Annotated in this window: 19 protein-coding genes; 11 read left to right on the forward strand and 8 right to left on the reverse strand. The window is 43.0% G+C overall.

Going from position 1 to position 17,000, the window contains the following annotated elements:
* Positions 1-148 precede the first annotated feature (148 nt).
* Both LN995_RS11855 and LN995_RS11860 read left to right on the forward strand, forming a co-directional pair.
* The gene (locus LN995_RS11855) at positions 149-886 is read left to right on the forward strand and encodes a hypothetical protein (RefSeq protein WP_229961284.1); all 738 of its coding nucleotides are present in this window, start codon (positions 149-151) and stop codon (positions 884-886) included.
* Between the two features lie 278 nt (positions 887-1,164).
* Entirely contained in the window at positions 1,165-3,201 is a 2,037-nt protein-coding gene (locus LN995_RS11860; RefSeq protein ID WP_229961285.1) for a S9 family peptidase, read from the forward strand.
* A gap of 98 nt (positions 3,202-3,299) precedes the next feature.
* Here the strand turns inward: LN995_RS11860 and LN995_RS11865 are convergent, their stop codons facing one another.
* From LN995_RS11865 to LN995_RS11880, 4 genes are all read right to left on the reverse strand, one after another.
* Entirely contained in the window at positions 3,300-3,863 is a 564-nt protein-coding gene (locus LN995_RS11865) for a DUF4142 domain-containing protein (RefSeq protein WP_229961286.1), read from the reverse strand.
* Positions 3,864-3,977: 114 nt separating this feature from the next.
* On the reverse strand, positions 3,978-6,299 hold the full coding sequence (locus LN995_RS11870) for a M20/M25/M40 family metallo-hydrolase (protein WP_229961287.1): 2,322 nt from the start codon (positions 6,297-6,299) through the stop codon (positions 3,978-3,980).
* A 142-nt stretch (positions 6,300-6,441) separates the two neighbouring features.
* Positions 6,442-7,218 (reverse strand): TerC family protein, encoded by a 777-nt coding sequence (locus LN995_RS11875; RefSeq protein WP_229961288.1) that lies wholly within the window; start codon positions 7,216-7,218, stop codon positions 6,442-6,444.
* Positions 7,219-7,339: 121 nt separating this feature from the next.
* A complete protein-coding gene (locus LN995_RS11880) occupies positions 7,340-7,837 on the reverse strand; it encodes a YajQ family cyclic di-GMP-binding protein (protein WP_229961289.1) in 498 nt (165 codons plus the stop codon).
* Positions 7,838-8,057: 220 nt separating this feature from the next.
* Between LN995_RS11880 and LN995_RS11885 the strand changes: the two genes are divergently transcribed.
* From LN995_RS11885 to LN995_RS11905, 5 genes are all read left to right on the forward strand, one after another.
* Positions 8,058-8,489, forward strand: coding sequence for a GNAT family N-acetyltransferase (locus LN995_RS11885; protein WP_229961290.1), 432 nt, complete (start codon positions 8,058-8,060; stop codon positions 8,487-8,489).
* A gap of 18 nt (positions 8,490-8,507) precedes the next feature.
* Positions 8,508-9,056 carry a lipocalin family protein gene (locus LN995_RS11890; protein ID WP_229961291.1) on the forward strand — a complete coding sequence of 183 codons (549 nt, stop codon included), beginning with the start codon at positions 8,508-8,510 and terminating at the stop codon, positions 9,054-9,056.
* A gap of 120 nt (positions 9,057-9,176) precedes the next feature.
* Positions 9,177-9,821: a hypothetical protein gene (locus LN995_RS11895; RefSeq protein WP_229961292.1), complete on the forward strand. Its 645-nt coding sequence runs from the start codon at positions 9,177-9,179 to the stop codon at positions 9,819-9,821.
* Positions 9,822-9,872: 51 nt separating this feature from the next.
* The gene (locus tag LN995_RS11900) at positions 9,873-10,271 is read left to right on the forward strand and encodes a carboxylesterase family protein (protein ID WP_229961293.1); all 399 of its coding nucleotides are present in this window, start codon (positions 9,873-9,875) and stop codon (positions 10,269-10,271) included.
* Positions 10,229-10,489 carry a carboxylesterase family protein gene (locus LN995_RS11905; protein ID WP_317206950.1) on the forward strand — a complete coding sequence of 87 codons (261 nt, stop codon included), beginning with the start codon at positions 10,229-10,231 and terminating at the stop codon, positions 10,487-10,489. The genes LN995_RS11900 and LN995_RS11905 overlap by 43 nt, the downstream gene beginning before the upstream one ends.
* A gap of 39 nt (positions 10,490-10,528) precedes the next feature.
* Here LN995_RS11905 and LN995_RS11910 read toward each other — a convergent pair whose 3' ends face one another.
* The 3 genes from LN995_RS11910 to LN995_RS11920 form a co-directional block, all read right to left on the reverse strand.
* The gene (locus LN995_RS11910; RefSeq protein ID WP_229961294.1) at positions 10,529-10,678 is read right to left on the reverse strand and encodes a hypothetical protein; all 150 of its coding nucleotides are present in this window, start codon (positions 10,676-10,678) and stop codon (positions 10,529-10,531) included.
* 68 nt (positions 10,679-10,746) lie between these two features.
* Entirely contained in the window at positions 10,747-11,148 is a 402-nt protein-coding gene (locus LN995_RS11915; protein ID WP_229961295.1) for a hypothetical protein, read from the reverse strand.
* Positions 11,145-11,945 carry an SDR family NAD(P)-dependent oxidoreductase gene (locus tag LN995_RS11920; protein ID WP_229961296.1) on the reverse strand — a complete coding sequence of 267 codons (801 nt, stop codon included), beginning with the start codon at positions 11,943-11,945 and terminating at the stop codon, positions 11,145-11,147. The genes LN995_RS11915 and LN995_RS11920 overlap by 4 nt, the downstream gene beginning before the upstream one ends.
* Positions 11,946-12,568: 623 nt before the next feature.
* Here LN995_RS11920 and LN995_RS11925 point away from each other — a divergent pair.
* From LN995_RS11925 to LN995_RS11940, 4 genes are all read left to right on the forward strand, one after another.
* On the forward strand, positions 12,569-13,759 hold the full coding sequence (locus LN995_RS11925) for an acyltransferase family protein (RefSeq protein WP_229961297.1): 1,191 nt from the start codon (positions 12,569-12,571) through the stop codon (positions 13,757-13,759).
* 182 nt (positions 13,760-13,941) lie between these two features.
* On the forward strand, positions 13,942-14,616 hold the full coding sequence (locus LN995_RS11930; protein WP_229961298.1) for a hypothetical protein: 675 nt from the start codon (positions 13,942-13,944) through the stop codon (positions 14,614-14,616).
* Between the two features lie 5 nt (positions 14,617-14,621).
* The gene (locus LN995_RS11935; RefSeq protein WP_317206949.1) at positions 14,622-15,194 is read left to right on the forward strand and encodes a YfiT family bacillithiol transferase; all 573 of its coding nucleotides are present in this window, start codon (positions 14,622-14,624) and stop codon (positions 15,192-15,194) included.
* Positions 15,195-15,444: 250 nt separating this feature from the next.
* The gene (locus tag LN995_RS11940) at positions 15,445-15,957 is read left to right on the forward strand and encodes a hypothetical protein (protein WP_229961299.1); all 513 of its coding nucleotides are present in this window, start codon (positions 15,445-15,447) and stop codon (positions 15,955-15,957) included.
* A gap of 107 nt (positions 15,958-16,064) precedes the next feature.
* On the opposite strand, the gene LN995_RS11945 is transcribed toward LN995_RS11940, so the two are convergent.
* Positions 16,065-17,000, reverse strand: a complete 936-nt coding sequence (locus LN995_RS11945; RefSeq protein WP_229961300.1) for a glycoside hydrolase family 43 protein — start codon at positions 16,998-17,000, stop codon at positions 16,065-16,067.

Below are 17,000 nucleotides of genomic sequence, written 5' to 3' on the forward strand. Positions count from 1 at the left end.
AGCTTAAAGTTAACTCACCATTATTATTTTACATAAACAGCCAATATTTATAATATTCATCGAATCAAAAGAGGATTATAGTCGTAGCAGAAATTATATCTTGTTTTAATCTAATACCAAAAACGGAATCTTCTTTTAATTATACGTAATGTCTTTATTAAGCTCTTTCAGCACCTGTAATGTCACAGGCTGTGGAAAGACTGGTAAGTTAAGCCCTAAAGCTATGGATGCGCTGGAGTACACCCCTAATTATATACAAGTAAATGAGCTATACATCGATACGGTGGTAATAGATGACACAGAATTTATCACCCTGTGGTGCTTTACTGTGCTTGATGATGAGTATAAGTTCATTTACCTAGGATGCGATTTCACGCAGTTTAACCAGATACTGATCGGTGCCGGAGAAAAGGGAAAAGAGATCGCATTACACATGGCGGATGTGCTCAACCAGCCTTATGATGCGCCTACCATTATTCCGGTAAAAGAGCGTTTTGACGAGTACCTGGAACTGGTTGACTTTGATATTATTATGTATGAACCTCTCTCTGTAGAAGATGATTTTGATGAAGATGAGATTGAGGAAGATGATGAGTTACCTATTGAGCAGCTTTTTGGCGGCAGCCAGAACAATACGCAGCAAAAATATCTTATTTATCAGTTAGACAGACTGTATCCTTCTAAATTGTTTGAGCCGGAAAAAATAGCCCACGAAGACCTGGCCGAATGCTTTGAAGGTGATTCTCTTGAATTGGCGCAGCTTTACTATGACTATCTGAATGCTGTGGAGAATGGTTATTCTGATAAAGAAGCCCGACAGGTAGCAGGTCTGGAGAGAGAGCTTTTTTTCCGGATGGCTCGCAAGGCAGCTAATCTCTGGAAGTAATATCTAAGTTACTTTATATAGATTTATAAATTGTTAGTTTCTTTTGAGCTGTCAAAGCTTAAAAAGAAACTGCTTTGCCTGTTGTTCTGCTCCGGCCACATTACTAACGTAGCACCGGAACCTTTCTCATAAATTTTGCTTCTTTACAATACCAATCATCAATAAAGTTGGTCAGAATAAACTTATGCTACTGTTCCCCCTCCTTTAATAAATAGCACCTCCCACAGATTTTATTTATCTTTATAGAATCTAACTAACCTAAACTACCTGATTATTTTATGAACAAGCGATTGATTTTCCTGCTGTCTGCGGCTTTAACCTGCGGCACGGCAACAGCGCAAAAACAACCCATGACCACAGACGATGGTCTTAACATGGTTTCACTTGGTAATGCTATTATCTCTCCGGATGGGAAAACCGTTATATATGGCAAGTCTGACCTGAACTGGAGCAAGAACAAGCGCGAAACGACTTACCACCATGTTTCAGCAAGCGGAGGCGAAGCTTATCAATACCTAGGCGATGATGGAGGGTCTGCTCTCTCTTACTCTCCTGATGGTAAATACATTGCCTTGAAGCGTAAAGCTGACGATCATCAACAGCTTTTCCTGATGCCTACGGCAGGTGGTGAGGCTGTACAGCTAACAAAGCACGACAATAGCATAGAAAAATATATTTGGAGCAAAGACAGCCAGAAACTGTATTTTATTTCTTCTGTCCCTCGCACCAAAGAAGAACAAAAGTTATACAAAGATGGCAACGATGCTGTATTTATAGACGAAGGCCCTAATGGACAGCAAGAAGATTCCTGGAACAACATCTGGGTGTTTGACATCAATACCAAAAAGGCAAAGAAGCTAACCAAGGGAGAGCAGATTATTAAAGATTTTGATGTGGCACCAGATGGTAAACGCCTCATCTTTACTTCCCGCACCGAAAACCGACGCAACCAGAGTAACCTGTCAGAGATATACCTGCTGCAATTAGCATCAGACACTACAACCACCCGCCTTACAGATAACAAAGCGCCTGAAAGTGATTTGGCATGGGCTCCGGATGGTAAAACGTTTGCCTACTCAGCCGCAGATGACAATAACTGGGAACTAAGAAATGACAAAATATGGGTGATGGACCCTAATACACAGCAGTACCGCATGGTGTCCGGCAAGTTTGAAGGCAACATCGGCAATTACTATTGGGCACCGGATGCTAAGTCTATCCTGTTTACGGGTTTGCATGGCACTAACTCAAACCTCTACCGCTTACATGTAGCCAAAGGCGATATCAAAAACTTAAGTAATCGCACCGGCACCTGGCGCGTGGTAGACATGACACCCGATAGAAGCAAGGCTGTTCTTAGCTATAGTGACTATAAAACACCAACGGATTTGTATGTATCTTCGGTAGATAAATTTAACCCGACTAAACTTACAAACCTTAATCCTCGCATTACAGACACACTGCAGCTGGCATCTGCAGAAGTAATACGCTGGAAGAGCAAAGACGGCTTAGAAGTAGAAGGCATTTTGTACCTGCCACCAAACTACCAGAAAGGCAAGCAGTACCCGTTCCTGCTGCACATACATGGTGGTCCGGCTGGCGTGTTTACGAACAGCTTTAACCCTTCTTACCATGTTTGGGCGAACCTGGGGTATGTACAACTTGCCCCTAACGTGCGTGGTAGCAGTGGGTACACAGACGAGTTGCTGCGCGGCAATATGGGAGACATTGGTGGTGGCGATTATGAAGATCTGATGAGCGGTGTTGATAAACTCATTGCCGATGGCCTGGTGGATAAGAACAAGATGGCTGTGCGTGGATGGAGCTACGGCGGTATTCTGGGTGGCACTACCATCACCAAAACAAATCGCTTTAAAGCAGCCTCACTTGGCGCTATGGTATCTGATTGGACCTCTGAGTATGGCATCGGCTTTAACCACGATGTGCGTCTGTGGTATATTAAAGGCACTCCCTGGGAGAACCCGGAAGGCTACCGCCAGAAATCTGTACTGACCAATGCAAAGAATATTGAAACGCCAACTATTATTCTGCATGGCTCCAGCGACGTAACCGACACGGAGGTACAAAGCATGATGTTGTTCACAGCCCTGAAAGATATGGGTAAAACAGTACGCTATATCCAGTTCCCTCGTGAGCCACATGGTTTCCGTGAGCCTCGTCACCAGCGTATCCGGGATATTGAGGAAATAAAATGGATACATAAATACACGCTAGGTATTGACTGGAAGGCTCCGGAACGTAAGGAGGATGTAAAGAAGAAGCCTGAAGAAACGGTTACTGCAAAAGCAGAGTAAGCCTATGAAAGAAAAAGAGGAAGCTGAATCAGTAGCTTCCTCTTTTTTATAAATTGATTTAAGAACTGCTAATGTTTATTCTACAACTTTCAGCAACCTCACTCAGAGACTTGTACCTGTGTGCTATCGGTTTTTGCTATTTCTTGTAGCTGCTCCCGTAAATGTTCCTGCATACCGTAAACCCAGCGCCGTAGTGCAGGATCTTTAAAATCACGAAGTGCATCTTCATACCACGCCAGTTGTGACTCATGCGAAGATACAAGGAAGCTTCTGTAGCGGCTGTTAAATTCAGTATCTTGTAAAGACCTGAATTCATACACAATTTCCTGATCGGCTCCTCCCAAACTGTCAGGCAGCTGAATATGAGGTTGCTTTCGCACTAACCTTTTAAGCTTCTGTAAAGCTTTATTATTAAAGTCCTCCTCTTCCTCTCCTATTTTCCTCAACGGCTTACTCTGTGCCTTTTCAGAAGCTATTTGCCCCAGCTGTGCCTGCAGCATATTGGTGCTGGCAGCATAATCCCAAAAAGCAAGATTAGCTGTACTTGCAGGCGGTTCTTCCCCTGAAGTGCTTTGCTTTTCTGAAGGACCACTACAAGCCACAGCCAGCATCAGTAAAAGAATAGCTCCAAAGGCAGAAGTTAATTGTTTATGATACATCATTACTTAATTTCAGTAGTTGTTAAGTATACTTAATACTACTACCGTTTATAATTTTGTTCTGTATCTAATACGATTCCTTAAAAAATGCAGTGGTCCCTTTACTGGCTCCACTTTTCAGAACCTGTATGTTTTCCGGACTACCGTCGTATTGCTATACCAGCCTGGCGCCGGGATAATGTTTTTGGGCCGAGGGTTATTCTGCAACAGTTCCAGGGGCAGCCCGATACTCTGGTCATAGACTATCAGGTTGAAACTACTCCCTTCTGATGTTTGCAGGTTTAGCGTTGCGGCTTTAGACTGAGGCAGGCCTAACAATCGGGTGTAATAAATATCTCCTTCCGGGGTTTGCAAAGGCTCCAGTGAAACAGGCATATTGTTTAACGCTACTGCCGATATAATACTACCTTGCTCCGGCTTTAAAATAAGCTCCAGGTGCTGTGCCTGACGTGGGGATGACAGCTGTATTTTTATAAACCGTCTACCTCCCGCTACTGAGTCCTGCAGTACTTCTGCTTCCGGCGCTTTTAGCTCCAGCAATCGGGCGGGTGCCTGTAAATAAGAGAGCGAGGCATGTGGATAAATACTGGTTAAGGGTCCTTCTAAAGCATCAGCTCCTAAGTACTGCATTGACCAAGTATCCGGGGTTTTATCTAAGGAAGCCCAGAAGGCATCTCTGGTATCTGCATTAAAGAAATAGCTCAACTGGGTTTTAGCTGGCTGTGCTGCACTTGGCTTTTCTTTATCAACAGAAATAAATACTACTACTACTCCTGCCCCTAACAGCACCAGCGACAGCACAGGAACTTTTAGTAACCTGAAACCACTATCTATCAACAATAGCAACGGTAGCAGAATACCAGCCAGCAAACCTAACAACAGCACCATAGCAACAGGTAATGCCAGGTCGAATATAACGAAGAGCAGGTATACGATAGGGCCCATCATAAATAAGCCTGGAACTGCAGCTACTAATAATACTATACCATACCCCCAGTTACCCGGTTTTTCATACAGCCTGAACTTTAACACCAGCAACAGCCCTACCATACTAAACAGTAATGGGAATAGTAAAATGTAGGCAGCATTCATTACGGTAAACAAAACTACCCCTAACAGTACCAACCAAACCAGGTGAGCCCCCATAGCCAATGAGAAAACCTTCATCCAGCGAGTGACAAGCCAACTAAGGAACAGGTATGCTCCCAATGCCAGCAGCAGGTAAGCTGCAAAAAAACTATCTGTATTATATGTACCCCCAGCTGTATAATAGGGCATTGTCTCCAACACCAACGGATTTATAAACCAGCAAAGAGCGCCTATTACCGCCAGCATTAACAGATACAGCAATCCTCCTAACAGTACCTGGCCTATTTTGAATACTTTTCGTTTTGTGCCTAATTTCCAGGTAACTACAAAAAGCAGTGTCAGGATACCCACCCAAAGCAGATTGTTTCCCACAGGATACTGTACCAGCCATTTACCAACTGGGTTAAAGAACACGCGATCACGTGACTTCGCGTTTTCCAGCGATAGGTTTCCAAAATGCCTCGCCAGCGCCAACGTGTTGCGGCCGTGGTGCTGCAGACTGTTCTGATCAAGGTTATCGGGCGTGTCTGTCATGCTGTGGTAGTTCACAAAGCCATTTACTAAGGCACTGTTTACGCCCACTATGCCTGCCTCACGTGTAATACTAAAGTCGGTGTCGTTGGGCATGCGCTTGTACACTTCATACATAACAGATCCCGCAATAGGGTATGGTGCTGCTTTAGCAAACTCCTGCATCAGCCATCCATTTTCAGGGCTTACCTCAAAAGTAAAGCTAGGACCACGGTTCCCGCGTCCCTCCAGGTTTATAACCAGTCCAACATCTTTCAGCCAGGGGTGCTGCATAAAGGCACGGGCACCGTTCAGACCATATTCCTCTCCGTCTGTCAACAAAAAAATCACATCATTCTGTAAAGGATCGCTTTGTTGCAAGACTCGCGCTGTTTCCAGTAAAGCTGCCACCCCGGCTGCATCGTCGCCGGCACCAGGTGTGCTCGGCTGAGAATCGTAATGCGCCATGAGCAGCAGTGCTTTTCCACTACCAGTACCTTTAAGCCTGCCAATTACGTTCTGCACATAAGCAGCAAAAGCGGCTTTGCCTGCCTGCCTTACCACAGTAGCCTCCTGCACCTGTGGGCTTAACCTTAACTGCTCCATTTGGCTTACCAGGTAATCTCGTACACGGTCGTGTGCAGGTGTGCCCATAGCATGCGGCTCTGCTGCTATCTGCCGTACATAGTCCATAGCTCGACCTGATGAAAATTCCTGTGCAGGCGCATCTGCTGGTAATGCCTGCGGGGGCTGTAGCAAATAAACGCTTAGCAGCGATATAGCTGTGACAGCAAATAACAGAAAGACAGAAAGTAAGATGTTGCGGAGGCGCATAGACATGTAAAGAGGAGCAAGTTTGTTTTAGTATCTCTAAGATATAGCTTTTTACTATATCTTGGTTACTTATGACCGGCTATAAAAAAAGCGGCTTCGTTGAACGGAGCCGCTTCTGTGGTTTTTATTTTATATTCCAAGTTCGTTCTTATGCCATTGGGTTACCTTCTTCACGCACTTCGCTTTGGCGCAGCTTAACAGGGTCTCCCTTTTTACGCAACCGCATGTTCAGTATTTCAACCAATAATGAGAAGAACATGGCAAAGTAAATATACCCTTTTGGAACATGCATATGCAGGGCCTCAATTACCAACATAAAGCCGATCAGGATCAGGAACGACAGGGCCAGCATTTTAACTGTAGGATGCTTGTTCACAAAGTCGCTTACATATTTAGAGAATGCCAGCATAATACCCATTGCCAGAATAACAGCCACAATCATAATCTCGACATGCTGTGCCAACCCTACGGCTGTCAGAATAGAATCGAATGAGAAGACAATATCTACCAAACTAATCTGAATGATTACCTGCGTTAGAGAACTATACACCTTTCCCCCTTCTGATTCTTCTTCTCCTTCAAGCTTATTATGGATTTCTGTTGTACTCTTGGCAATCAGGAACAGACCACCAGCAAACAGAATAATGTCTCGCCAGGATACATCAAACATGTTCTCAGTAAGAGGCAGGTTTATAGTGACAAGTGCCGTATTGGCCCCCACAATCCAGGAGATAAAGAGTAGTAGAATTACCCTGAACACCAATGCCAGCATTAATCCTATAGTACGTCCTTTGCCCTGCTGGTCTACAGGCAGGCGGCCTACTATAATTGAGATAAACACAATGTTATCTATACCAAGCACCACCTCCATAAAGGTTAGTGTCAGCAAGCTTATCCAGGTATCAGGATTAGCAAAAATCTCCATAGTTTTACAAATTAGTTTTGGCTGTAACAGGCAAATGTAAGTAGTTCGATAATTGATTGCTACTTGTCTATCCTGAAAACTTTCACACGCTTTAGCTATTACATTACCACTCAACAGCAGGCTACGACTTCATATTCATAAACTGCAAAGGCATACCTATTTCTTCGCTGTTGCCTCGCATAAGAGCAATTACCTCCTGCAGATCATCAATCTTCTTGCCTGTTACGCGAATTTGCTCATCCATGATGGCAGCAGACACTTTTAATTTGCTGTCTTTGATGATTTTCATAATTCTTTTTGAGGTTTCTTTATCAATACCGGCCTTTACTTTGATGTCTTTCTTCACCATTGCACCCGACTGATAATGATCTTTGGAGAAATCAAGTGCGGTGGCATCCAAGCCCTGCTTAACCATTTTACCAATCAACACATCCTCTGTGTGTTGCAGGCGCATTTCATTCTCCATAGTAATATGCACCTCGCTTGCCTTCTTGTCGTATTCCAGGGAGCCTTTGGTGTCGCGGAAGTCATACCGATTCATAATCTCCTTACGGGCTGTGTTCACAGCATTGTCCATTGTTTGCGGATCAACCTTGCTTACGATGTCAAAAGATGCCATATTGTTCTTCTGTGATTACTTTATAAAATTGATTTACACGATTTAGAGCCGACAAAGTTATTTTATTTGGCGGTAAGATTCAGACCAGAAGACATGATTCTTTGTTTGCATGCTTTCCCGATGCAGCTTTTCAAAACAGGCAGGCAGGGCTAAGCGAAGGTTTATCAGAGAAAAGTCTATGCTTTACAATCTTGCACCAAATATCCTTTAAAACAGAAAGATGAAAATAATAGAACCTGCCACTCCCGACCAGTTTAAACAATATTACCACCTGCGCTACCTGACGCTTCGCCAGCCCTGGAACCAGCCTGAAGGCAGCGAGCGTGTGGAAGATGATGATAAAGCCATACATGCCATGCTGCTGGATGACAACAAGGAGCCAATAGGTGTGTGCCGCCTGCACCTGAACACTCCGCAGGAGGGCCAGTTGCGCTTTATGGGCATACGTGCAGACCGCCAGGGCAAAGGCATAGGCAACATGCTTATAGCTTACCTAGAAGATAGAGCCAGGGATTTAGGAGTTGACACCATGATGCTCCATGCACGCGATTATGCTGTAAACTTTTACCGCCGCAATGGGTATGAAATAGTAGAAGAATCGTATTTACTGTTTGGTAGCATTCAACATTACAAAATGGCCAAGCAGTTGTAACATATTCCGCCTGATCTAATGAACAGAAAAACTAAACTACTTTTAGGCGCCGGCAGCTTAATGCTTGGTGCTTTTGTTATAAACAGTTGCAGCAACAGCCATCCTCCATTAGAAACTGTCCCTCATGTGGACCTGGATCGTTATATGGGCATATGGTATGAGATTGCCGCCTTACCGCAACGCTATGAGAAAGGCTGCCACTGTGTTATCGCTGAGTATAAGCTGAACCCGGAAGGGTATGTAAATGTTATAAACTCCTGCCGTAAAGGTGGCCCTAATAAGAAGTTAGATCAGGCAGAAGGTAAAGCTTTTCTGGTAGAAGGAAGTAATAACAGCAAACTGAAGGTGCAGTTCTTCTGGCCCTTTAAAGGTGACTATTGGATTTTAGAGTTAGCCCCTGATTATAGTTATGCCATGGTTGGTTCCCCAGATCGGGAAAGCCTTTGGTTCCTGTCACGGTCTCCGGCTATAAGTGAAGAACTTTATAACCGTTTGGTAAAGCAGGCCAAAAGCAAAGGTTTTCCAGTAGAAAAGCTAAGGATGACAGACCAGAGCTGTTTTAAGTAGCATGGGGTTTTAACGCTGGTGCAGGTACAGAGAAATATGTTTTTAAAATATTAAGTATTTATGATTGTAAATATTATTATTACATTGTTACAACATGGAACCTACTCACATTTACACAACATGAAAACACTGTTGCCCTTATTTCTCACTTTCCTGTTGCTTTCAGGCTGTGCTACCTCCTCAACCTATAGCGCTAAGGTTCAGAAACCAGAGAAACATTATGTTGGCATCTTTACTCTCGTAGCAGACATTGATGCTGATTTCAGCAGACTGGACTCTGCCACTTATGAAGATTATATCAGAGGTAAGTTTAATAATCTAGAACAGTCGAGATTCCGAAACCAATTAGAGAAAACATTAAAGAACAGCCTTGAGAAAGCTCAGACTCGTATTGTAAACACTTCTGACATTTTTAATCTGAATACTGATGTAAGCTATCCAGAATTTCTGAGTCAGATAAAGATGACGGGCGTAGACGGAATTTTATTTGTAAACCTCCGTAACTACTGGCATGATGCAACTCTTGTAAGCTCCTATGGAAAAACAGTAATTGATGACACCGAACCTAATGCGCTGTTTCATTCTTATCTGATAGACACACAAACATTACAGCCGGTCTGGTATGCAAAGTCAGTGGTAAATGGCATTTATGCTGGTTATAACACATTAAATAACACACTAGCCCGCCAACTGACCAGAAAACTGCGGAAAGATAAATATATTATAGGAGCCCCATTAGGCTATATAGCTAAGCAAGAACCATAACATTCTCTGCAAGAGCCGTATTTACTTAATAAACCTGTTAAAGAAGTAAGTATGAGCCAGTACCAGTACAAGATATACTTCCCAGCCTCTTATGAGGATCAGCCCGAAAAGAAGTGGCCTTTAATATTGTTCCTGCATGGTGCAGGAGAGCGTGGCAATAACCTGGAGCTACTAAAGCGTCAGGGCTTGCCGCAGTACCTGCAAGATAAGAAGGAGTTTCCGTTTGTAGTTGCTTACCCGCAATGCCCGGCCCGCTCCTACTGGCAGGTACCTGCTTTAAATGAATGGCTGCAGGAGATATTAACCAAAGTACGTGCCGATGAATCCAGAATATACCTGACAGGCATTAGTATGGGGGGTACGGCACCTGGCATTGGGCAGCAGCTAACCCGGAAAAATTTGCTGCCATACTCCCAATATGCGGTGGCGGAGAACCATCAGACGGCCTAAAACTGGTGCGTATGCCGATCTGGGCTTTTCATGGAGCCAAAGACGACATAGTGCCTGTAGAAGAAACGCTGGATATGGCAGAGGCTCTAAAAGCACTTGGAGGCAACGTTGAAGTTACCATTTACCCTGATTTAAAACATGACTCCTGGACAAAGACATATAACAACATAAAGATTTATGACTGGTTTATGGAACACCAAAAGGAGACATCCTCTTGATTGACTTTTTAGCTAAGAGTTGTTTAAACAGTTTCAGCCCTAATATGCTCGCCACATATCTGTTGTATCCAGCTCTGCTTCATTGTCGAAAAGCGACTCATGCAACCTGCCGGCATTTCTGTTGTTAAACTTAGCAATGTCTATCACCAAAGAGGCAACACCCAAAGCCAATACGAAAAGGTATGGCACAAGCAAGTTACGAGACAGAAAGCTATGGTGTGGCGGGGCCAACTCCCGGCGCTTGTACAGAAACCTAATTATAAAAAAGCTATCAGTAGAAAAAGAGGCAGCGCGATAAAATATATTATCTCCCAGCCAAACCAATTCTGAAAACGAAACAACAGCGCTAAGTATCCCAGCACAAGCGCCACGCTACTTAGAGCTCCTAGCAGCGCCAGCCGCACCTTGGCTATCACGTAGAAAAAAGAAAGACCAATCTGTATCAAAAAGAATAAAGATAGAACAGCCACCGCAAAAACAAACACAAAGCTTCCACCCGTTACAGCCAGGTACTTCATTACCAAGCCAACCAGCACCATCAGCATACCCACATATAACACCAATGTAAAAGAATGTATAAAAGAAGCAATACGTGCATTTGCACCAGCGCCTAATGAGCGCTCTCCTTCAGGTTTGTGTGGAGATAGGTTATAGGTCATTGTCTTTTCTCTTGTATAAACTTTATGACTTTAAGCAACAAAGGGCGAGGCACCAGATAGACCATATGTGGAGTCAGTTTGCTTCTAAGCCCGACCAATACGACAGGCTTACCTTTCATTAGTCCCTCAAAACCAGCCTTCGCAACTTTTCTGGCATCAGTAGAAAACAGCTTGCTAAACAACCTTGAGCCTTCAAGATTAGCCCGATCTTTGAAGTTTGTAGCAGTTGGGCCAGGGCAAAGTGCCGTAACTGTTACACCTATATCTCCCAGTTCAGCAGTAAGCGCTTCCGAAAAAGAAAGCACATAAGCTTTACTGGCATAGTAAATGGCCATTAGTGGCCCCGGCGGAAAAGCAGCTACAGAAGATACATTTAATATCTTTCCCCCTTGTCCCTCGGGCAACTGCCATAGAAATAGCTTACACAGGTATGTTAAAGCCACCATGTTTACCTGCATCATATCCAGCTCTGCTTGCAAAGCAGTTTCCCTGAAGTGCCCGTAGTTTCCGAAACCAGCATTATTGACCAGTATGGCCACTACAATACCTGCCTGCTTTAGCTCATTAAAGATTTTCTGTGGAGCATCATGCTCAGCCAAATCCTGTGCAATTACTTTACTGTACACTTTATGTTTTACTGCAAACCGGAACGCCAGTTGCTCTAGCTTTTCTCCGGAACGTGCCACCAATACAAGATTATAGCCATGCTGTGCGAAAATATCAGCCAACTCTAATCCTATGCCACTGCTGGCTCCTGTTATCAAGGCTGTACCTTTAGGGGTTGTTTTATCTGCCATGCTTTATAGTTTTTAGATAATGTACCTGCTCCGTTTATTCCGTCTGAGCACCTTTTTGTCCATGTGTTATGCTTATACGAAGCATTGTTTAACCTGTCAGACAAGAGTACTTTTGTATACGAGTTAAGGTAAGACTGTTTCTGAAGCTTCCATGCCGATAAAGCTGTATCTTCTGGTTAAATAATGCCTTAAAGTCAATGATTAGGACATACGCAATCAATTGGAAAGAAACGTTCTGCCACCCCATTCATCTATAGCAAAAGTTGTAGACCATGAAAAAGATCAAGTCAAAAGCAATGTTCTTTAGTTATTGCTGAATAGCCATTAAAATATAGCTAAAATCACATATTAGTTAGGTACTATTAAAAGAAAAGCTGTACCTTGCTCCCTGAATTATTACATTTATTAGCAGGAAACTATAATTGTCCTTTAGCAGATGGGTGGTGGAAATCGCCTCTGTATAGTTTATCTGACCAACTATACAGAGGCGACAGCAAAGCCTTCAAATTTTATTTAGTGGGAAGCTTCGAATGTAAACCAGCACAAAACGCCAAGGCTGCTTGTTCGCAAGCTATATTTTTCGTGTTCGAACTACTTGAACAGCAGACATCATATCCTTTAGAATGGAAATCCCGAAGTCGCTACGCAGACACACATCTTCTCAAAAATTTATTCCTGAAATAGACTCCCTTCGTTTTATTGCTGTTCTAAGTGTTGTGCTTGTGCACATAAATGCTTTCATAAAACTGAAGACTACAGATGACTATGTAGATAAGAAACACTACTATTCATTTGTCTCTTATTTTATTGAAAACATGGGAACATCAGGTGTAGAAATATTCTTTGTTATTAGTGGCTTTATATTAAGTCTCCCGTTTGCTAATCATTATTTAAACAATTCTTCCAAGCCAAGTCTTAAAAGGTTTTATCTTAAAAGATTGACAAGGCTGGAACCTCCGTACTTTATAATCATGCTTGTGCTTTTTATGGCTTACATTTTTATAAAGCATAAGTTCTCTTTTGATCAGCTTTTTCCGCACTTAGTTGCTTCACTTACTTACTCACATAATGTAATTTACGGTAGGTCAATGCTACCAGTAATCAACTCAGTTGCGTGGAGCCTGGAGGTAGAAATACAGTTTTATCTGTTAGCCCCATTAATTGCAAAAGTATTTGTGTTCAGGAAATCCTTCCGGCGCTTTTCTTTGGTTACGGTTATTCTTGCTTTTATAGCAATGCACAATGTGTTTACTGCGCCATTTATCTCAATATATGATTTTATTCAGTACTTTTTGATGGGTGTTCTATTAGCTGATTTGTATGCATCAGGAGAAAGCATTTTTGGCTATTTACATACTAAAACAGTTGCAATAGCAGGCTTCCTTTGTATCTGCTTCATTTGGTCTTTTCCTGAAGAACACAGTAACTTCTTTTTCAGAACTCTATGGGGGTTCATCTTACCATCCTTGATCTTTTTACTTTTTTATCTTGTGTTGTTTGCTGGCTTATGGAAGAAAGCTTTGAACAATAAATACATCATTACTATTGGAGGGATGTGTTACTCTATTTATTTACTTCAGAACCCAGTTATCTCGATGCTTCAAAACATATTCTTTAAGAACAAAATAACGAATTATTATATCATAGACTATATGATTCAGGCTATAAGCATGTTGATACTTATTCTTTTGGTTAGTACTTTATTTTTTGTTTTGATTGAAAGGCCTTTCATGAAAAGTAACTGGTCAATAAGCCTAACCAAAAAAACAAAGGGATCTGCTGCAAGCATAAAATACAGAACTCTTATTAAATAGATAGCTTATCAAAATGACCGTGTGTCGTGATGCCGGACTAACTATTTCGATTTCACCTGATCATTCAAGCATGCTTACTTAACTGCTTCTCCCCACCCGCCTCCATAATAAGAAACAGGCACAGGTTAACATCGCAACTGCTATCTTAGCGTATAGCAAGAAGCATTTTAAACTTTTGATTGATGAAATACCTAACCCAATCTATATTCTGCTTAAGCATAGCAACATTAGCAGCCTGTAGCAACGAAACCACATCTGAAAGAAACTCAACTGTGGCCACAGAAGAACCTGTTACCACTACAGATAAAGCAGAAACAACTATACAAGAAACAACAGCCGCTAACACAGAGACCACTTCTATACAAAGTACTAGTTACAGCATGAGCCTGAACGCAGACAGCGACGTCAGTTTCGATGTAAAAACCACTGGTCAGGGTACTATGCGCGACATGACAGTAGTGGCACAGAAAGACGGGAAAGAATTGGCCCGCATCACTGAGCCTGTAGAAGGAACCGTAGCCAACACTGTAACAACTGACCTGAACAAAAACCAGAAGCCGGAGCTACTGATCTTTATCAGCGGCGGAGGCAGTGGCAACTATGGTACTGTGTACGGCTATGAACTTGCCAGGCAGGACTGGATGCAACTTGACCTGCCGCCTCTAACCGAAGAGCAGCGTGAGGATTACATGGGCCACGACGAGTTTCAGGTACAGGGCAACCAGTTACTGCGCATTTTCCCGCTTTATCGCGACATCGATACAAACAGTAACCCTACAGGTGGCACCCGCACTATTACGTATAGCTTAGAAGGCACTACATTTAAAGCAACATCCTCTAAAGATTCATCTAAATAAAGATCTTGCATAACAGAAAAACACCTCCTAAAACCATGAGTCAGCCTGCTTCCTTAGAACAACTTCGCTATCCCATCGGCCATTTTGATGCCACACAACCTATAGCAGATGATCGCTTGAGTCAGCTTATTCTTTCTATTGCTAACCTGCCTGCAAAGGTGCGGGAGGCTATAACAGACCTGACCGAAGAGCAGTTAGACACTCCTTATCGCCCTGGCGGCTGGAGCATACGGCAAGTAGTACACCACCTGCCTGACAGCCACCTTAATGGCTATACCCGTCAAAAGTTGGCTCTTACCGAAGATAACCCTACTATACGCCCTTATGATGAAGAAGCATGGTCAAAACTAAACGATGCGAAGCATGGTGCCCCGGATGTTTCGCTGGCACTGCTGGAGGCTTTGCACAAGCGCTGGGTACTCCTGCTGCTGAGCCTTACACCAGAAGAATTAAAGCGGACTTTCATGCATCCTGTTTCGGGTCAGCAAACAATACGGCAGCATATTGGTCTGTATGCCTGGCATGGTGAACACCACCTTGCACACATAACGGAACTAAAGAAAAGAATGGGGTGGTAAAGAGCTGTAGTATTTACTGCCTCAGCCAAACTTTCCAGCTAATACTGATACATTTCTGAACCAAGCTTAACTTTTTTTGCTCTTTCTAAAGATTCTGGTAATTAGAAGGCGAACGACATATAGGATAACAAGCTCAGACCTTTCGAAGCTGAAACAACTGTTACTTTTCCGGCTTAACTACGTGAACTATTTTAAATTCAGCTGATGTTCGTATCTTCAGCTAATTTTTATCATACTTAACAATTTACCTATGAGAGCAACTCTGCTGATGGCAATTCTCTTAAGCACTTTACTTTTCTCCTGCGGTGATGAAGATGTTTCTCCATATGATGTTCCTGTAGCGGTAGCAAATGCTTTTTTGGAGCAGTACCCGGACGCCACCCAACTAAATTGGGAAAAGGTAGGGAACGATTATGAGGCCGGCTTTAATATTATCTCCACTATTACTACTGCCACAGACACCACCGTTGACACAACTGCTTACAAAGTTTTATTCAGTCCTTCCACAGAGTTGCTTAAATACAAATATGCAACCGATACAACAGATCTTCCTACAGCTGCACAAACTTACATTGAAAATAATTATAGTGGCTATAAGACAACTGTTGCAGAGTACATAAAAGACTACACGAGCAGCCCTGATACAATTTTCTATCAGGCAAGGGTATCACGCGTAACGCAACAGCGTACACTAACTTCTCAGTTAATTTTCTCAGAAGATGGACAGGTACAAGACCAGGAGGTTCGCTCTTACTGGGAGTAAAAATGTTAAGAACCTTAGCTACAGAAGCCTGGGGGGCAGCTATTAACAGCTGGCAATCAGGCTTCTGCTTTTATAGCAGGCCATAGAGATGTTTGCTTAAACCAGCCTTATTTCAGCTTATCAAACTCTGCTTTAGTAACAGTAAAAATAGAGCCGTGGCGCATGCCCTGTGGAAAAGAAATCTGATCAGAGATATCTGTCCAGTTTTGCAGATCTGTAGACTGCACAGCTCCCATAGCATGGTCTCTGTACTTATCGAAATACACAATCCAGGTATCGTTTAGCTTAAGAGTGGTAGGTCCTTCGGCCCAGTAATTTCCTGTTATAGGTGTACCGGCAGAGCTGTAAGGTCCGGCAAGGTTCTCACTGTAGGCAACCTTAATGTTCTTTTGGGCTGGCTCACGTGTTTCGTCTTTCAGAAACATAACATACTGATTATCGTCTTTCACGATGGTAGCGTCAATTACGTTAAAGCCAGGCTCGTAGAGTAGCTTTGTATCGCTGAAAGTCTTAAAATCTTTGGTAGTTACATAATACATGCGGTGGTTATAAGCACTTTCTTCCGCCGATTGTGTTTCTGGATAAAGACCCGTAATAGTAGTCGCCCAATAAATCATGTACTCTTTGTTCTTGTCGTCGTACGTTATTTCCGGAGCCCAGGTATTACGTGCATTAGCCTCATGCTCCATCACCGGAATAAACTGCTGCTCCGACCAGTCTATTAGATCTTCAGAACTGGCATATCCAATGCCTTTCTCGTTCCAGCTCACCGTCCAGACCATGTGAAACTTACCGTCGCCACCACAAATAATACAGGGGTCACGCATCAGTTTATCATTTCCGGCAGTAGGTCTTAAAAATATGGAGTCATTCTTCAACGCCATCCAGTTATAGCCATCCATACTGTAGGCAAGATGCAAGCCATCGCCGTTTCCTTTGAAATAAGAAAACAAGTACACCTCCTCATCTGTAGCATTATTTTTAGTTGTAGCACATGAGCAACATAAGGCAAGCAGCAGGTACAGACACAGTAATTTCTTCAT

This window comes from Pontibacter silvestris (assembly GCF_020907275.1).
Lineage (GTDB): Bacteria > Bacteroidota > Bacteroidia > Cytophagales > Hymenobacteraceae > Pontibacter > Pontibacter silvestris.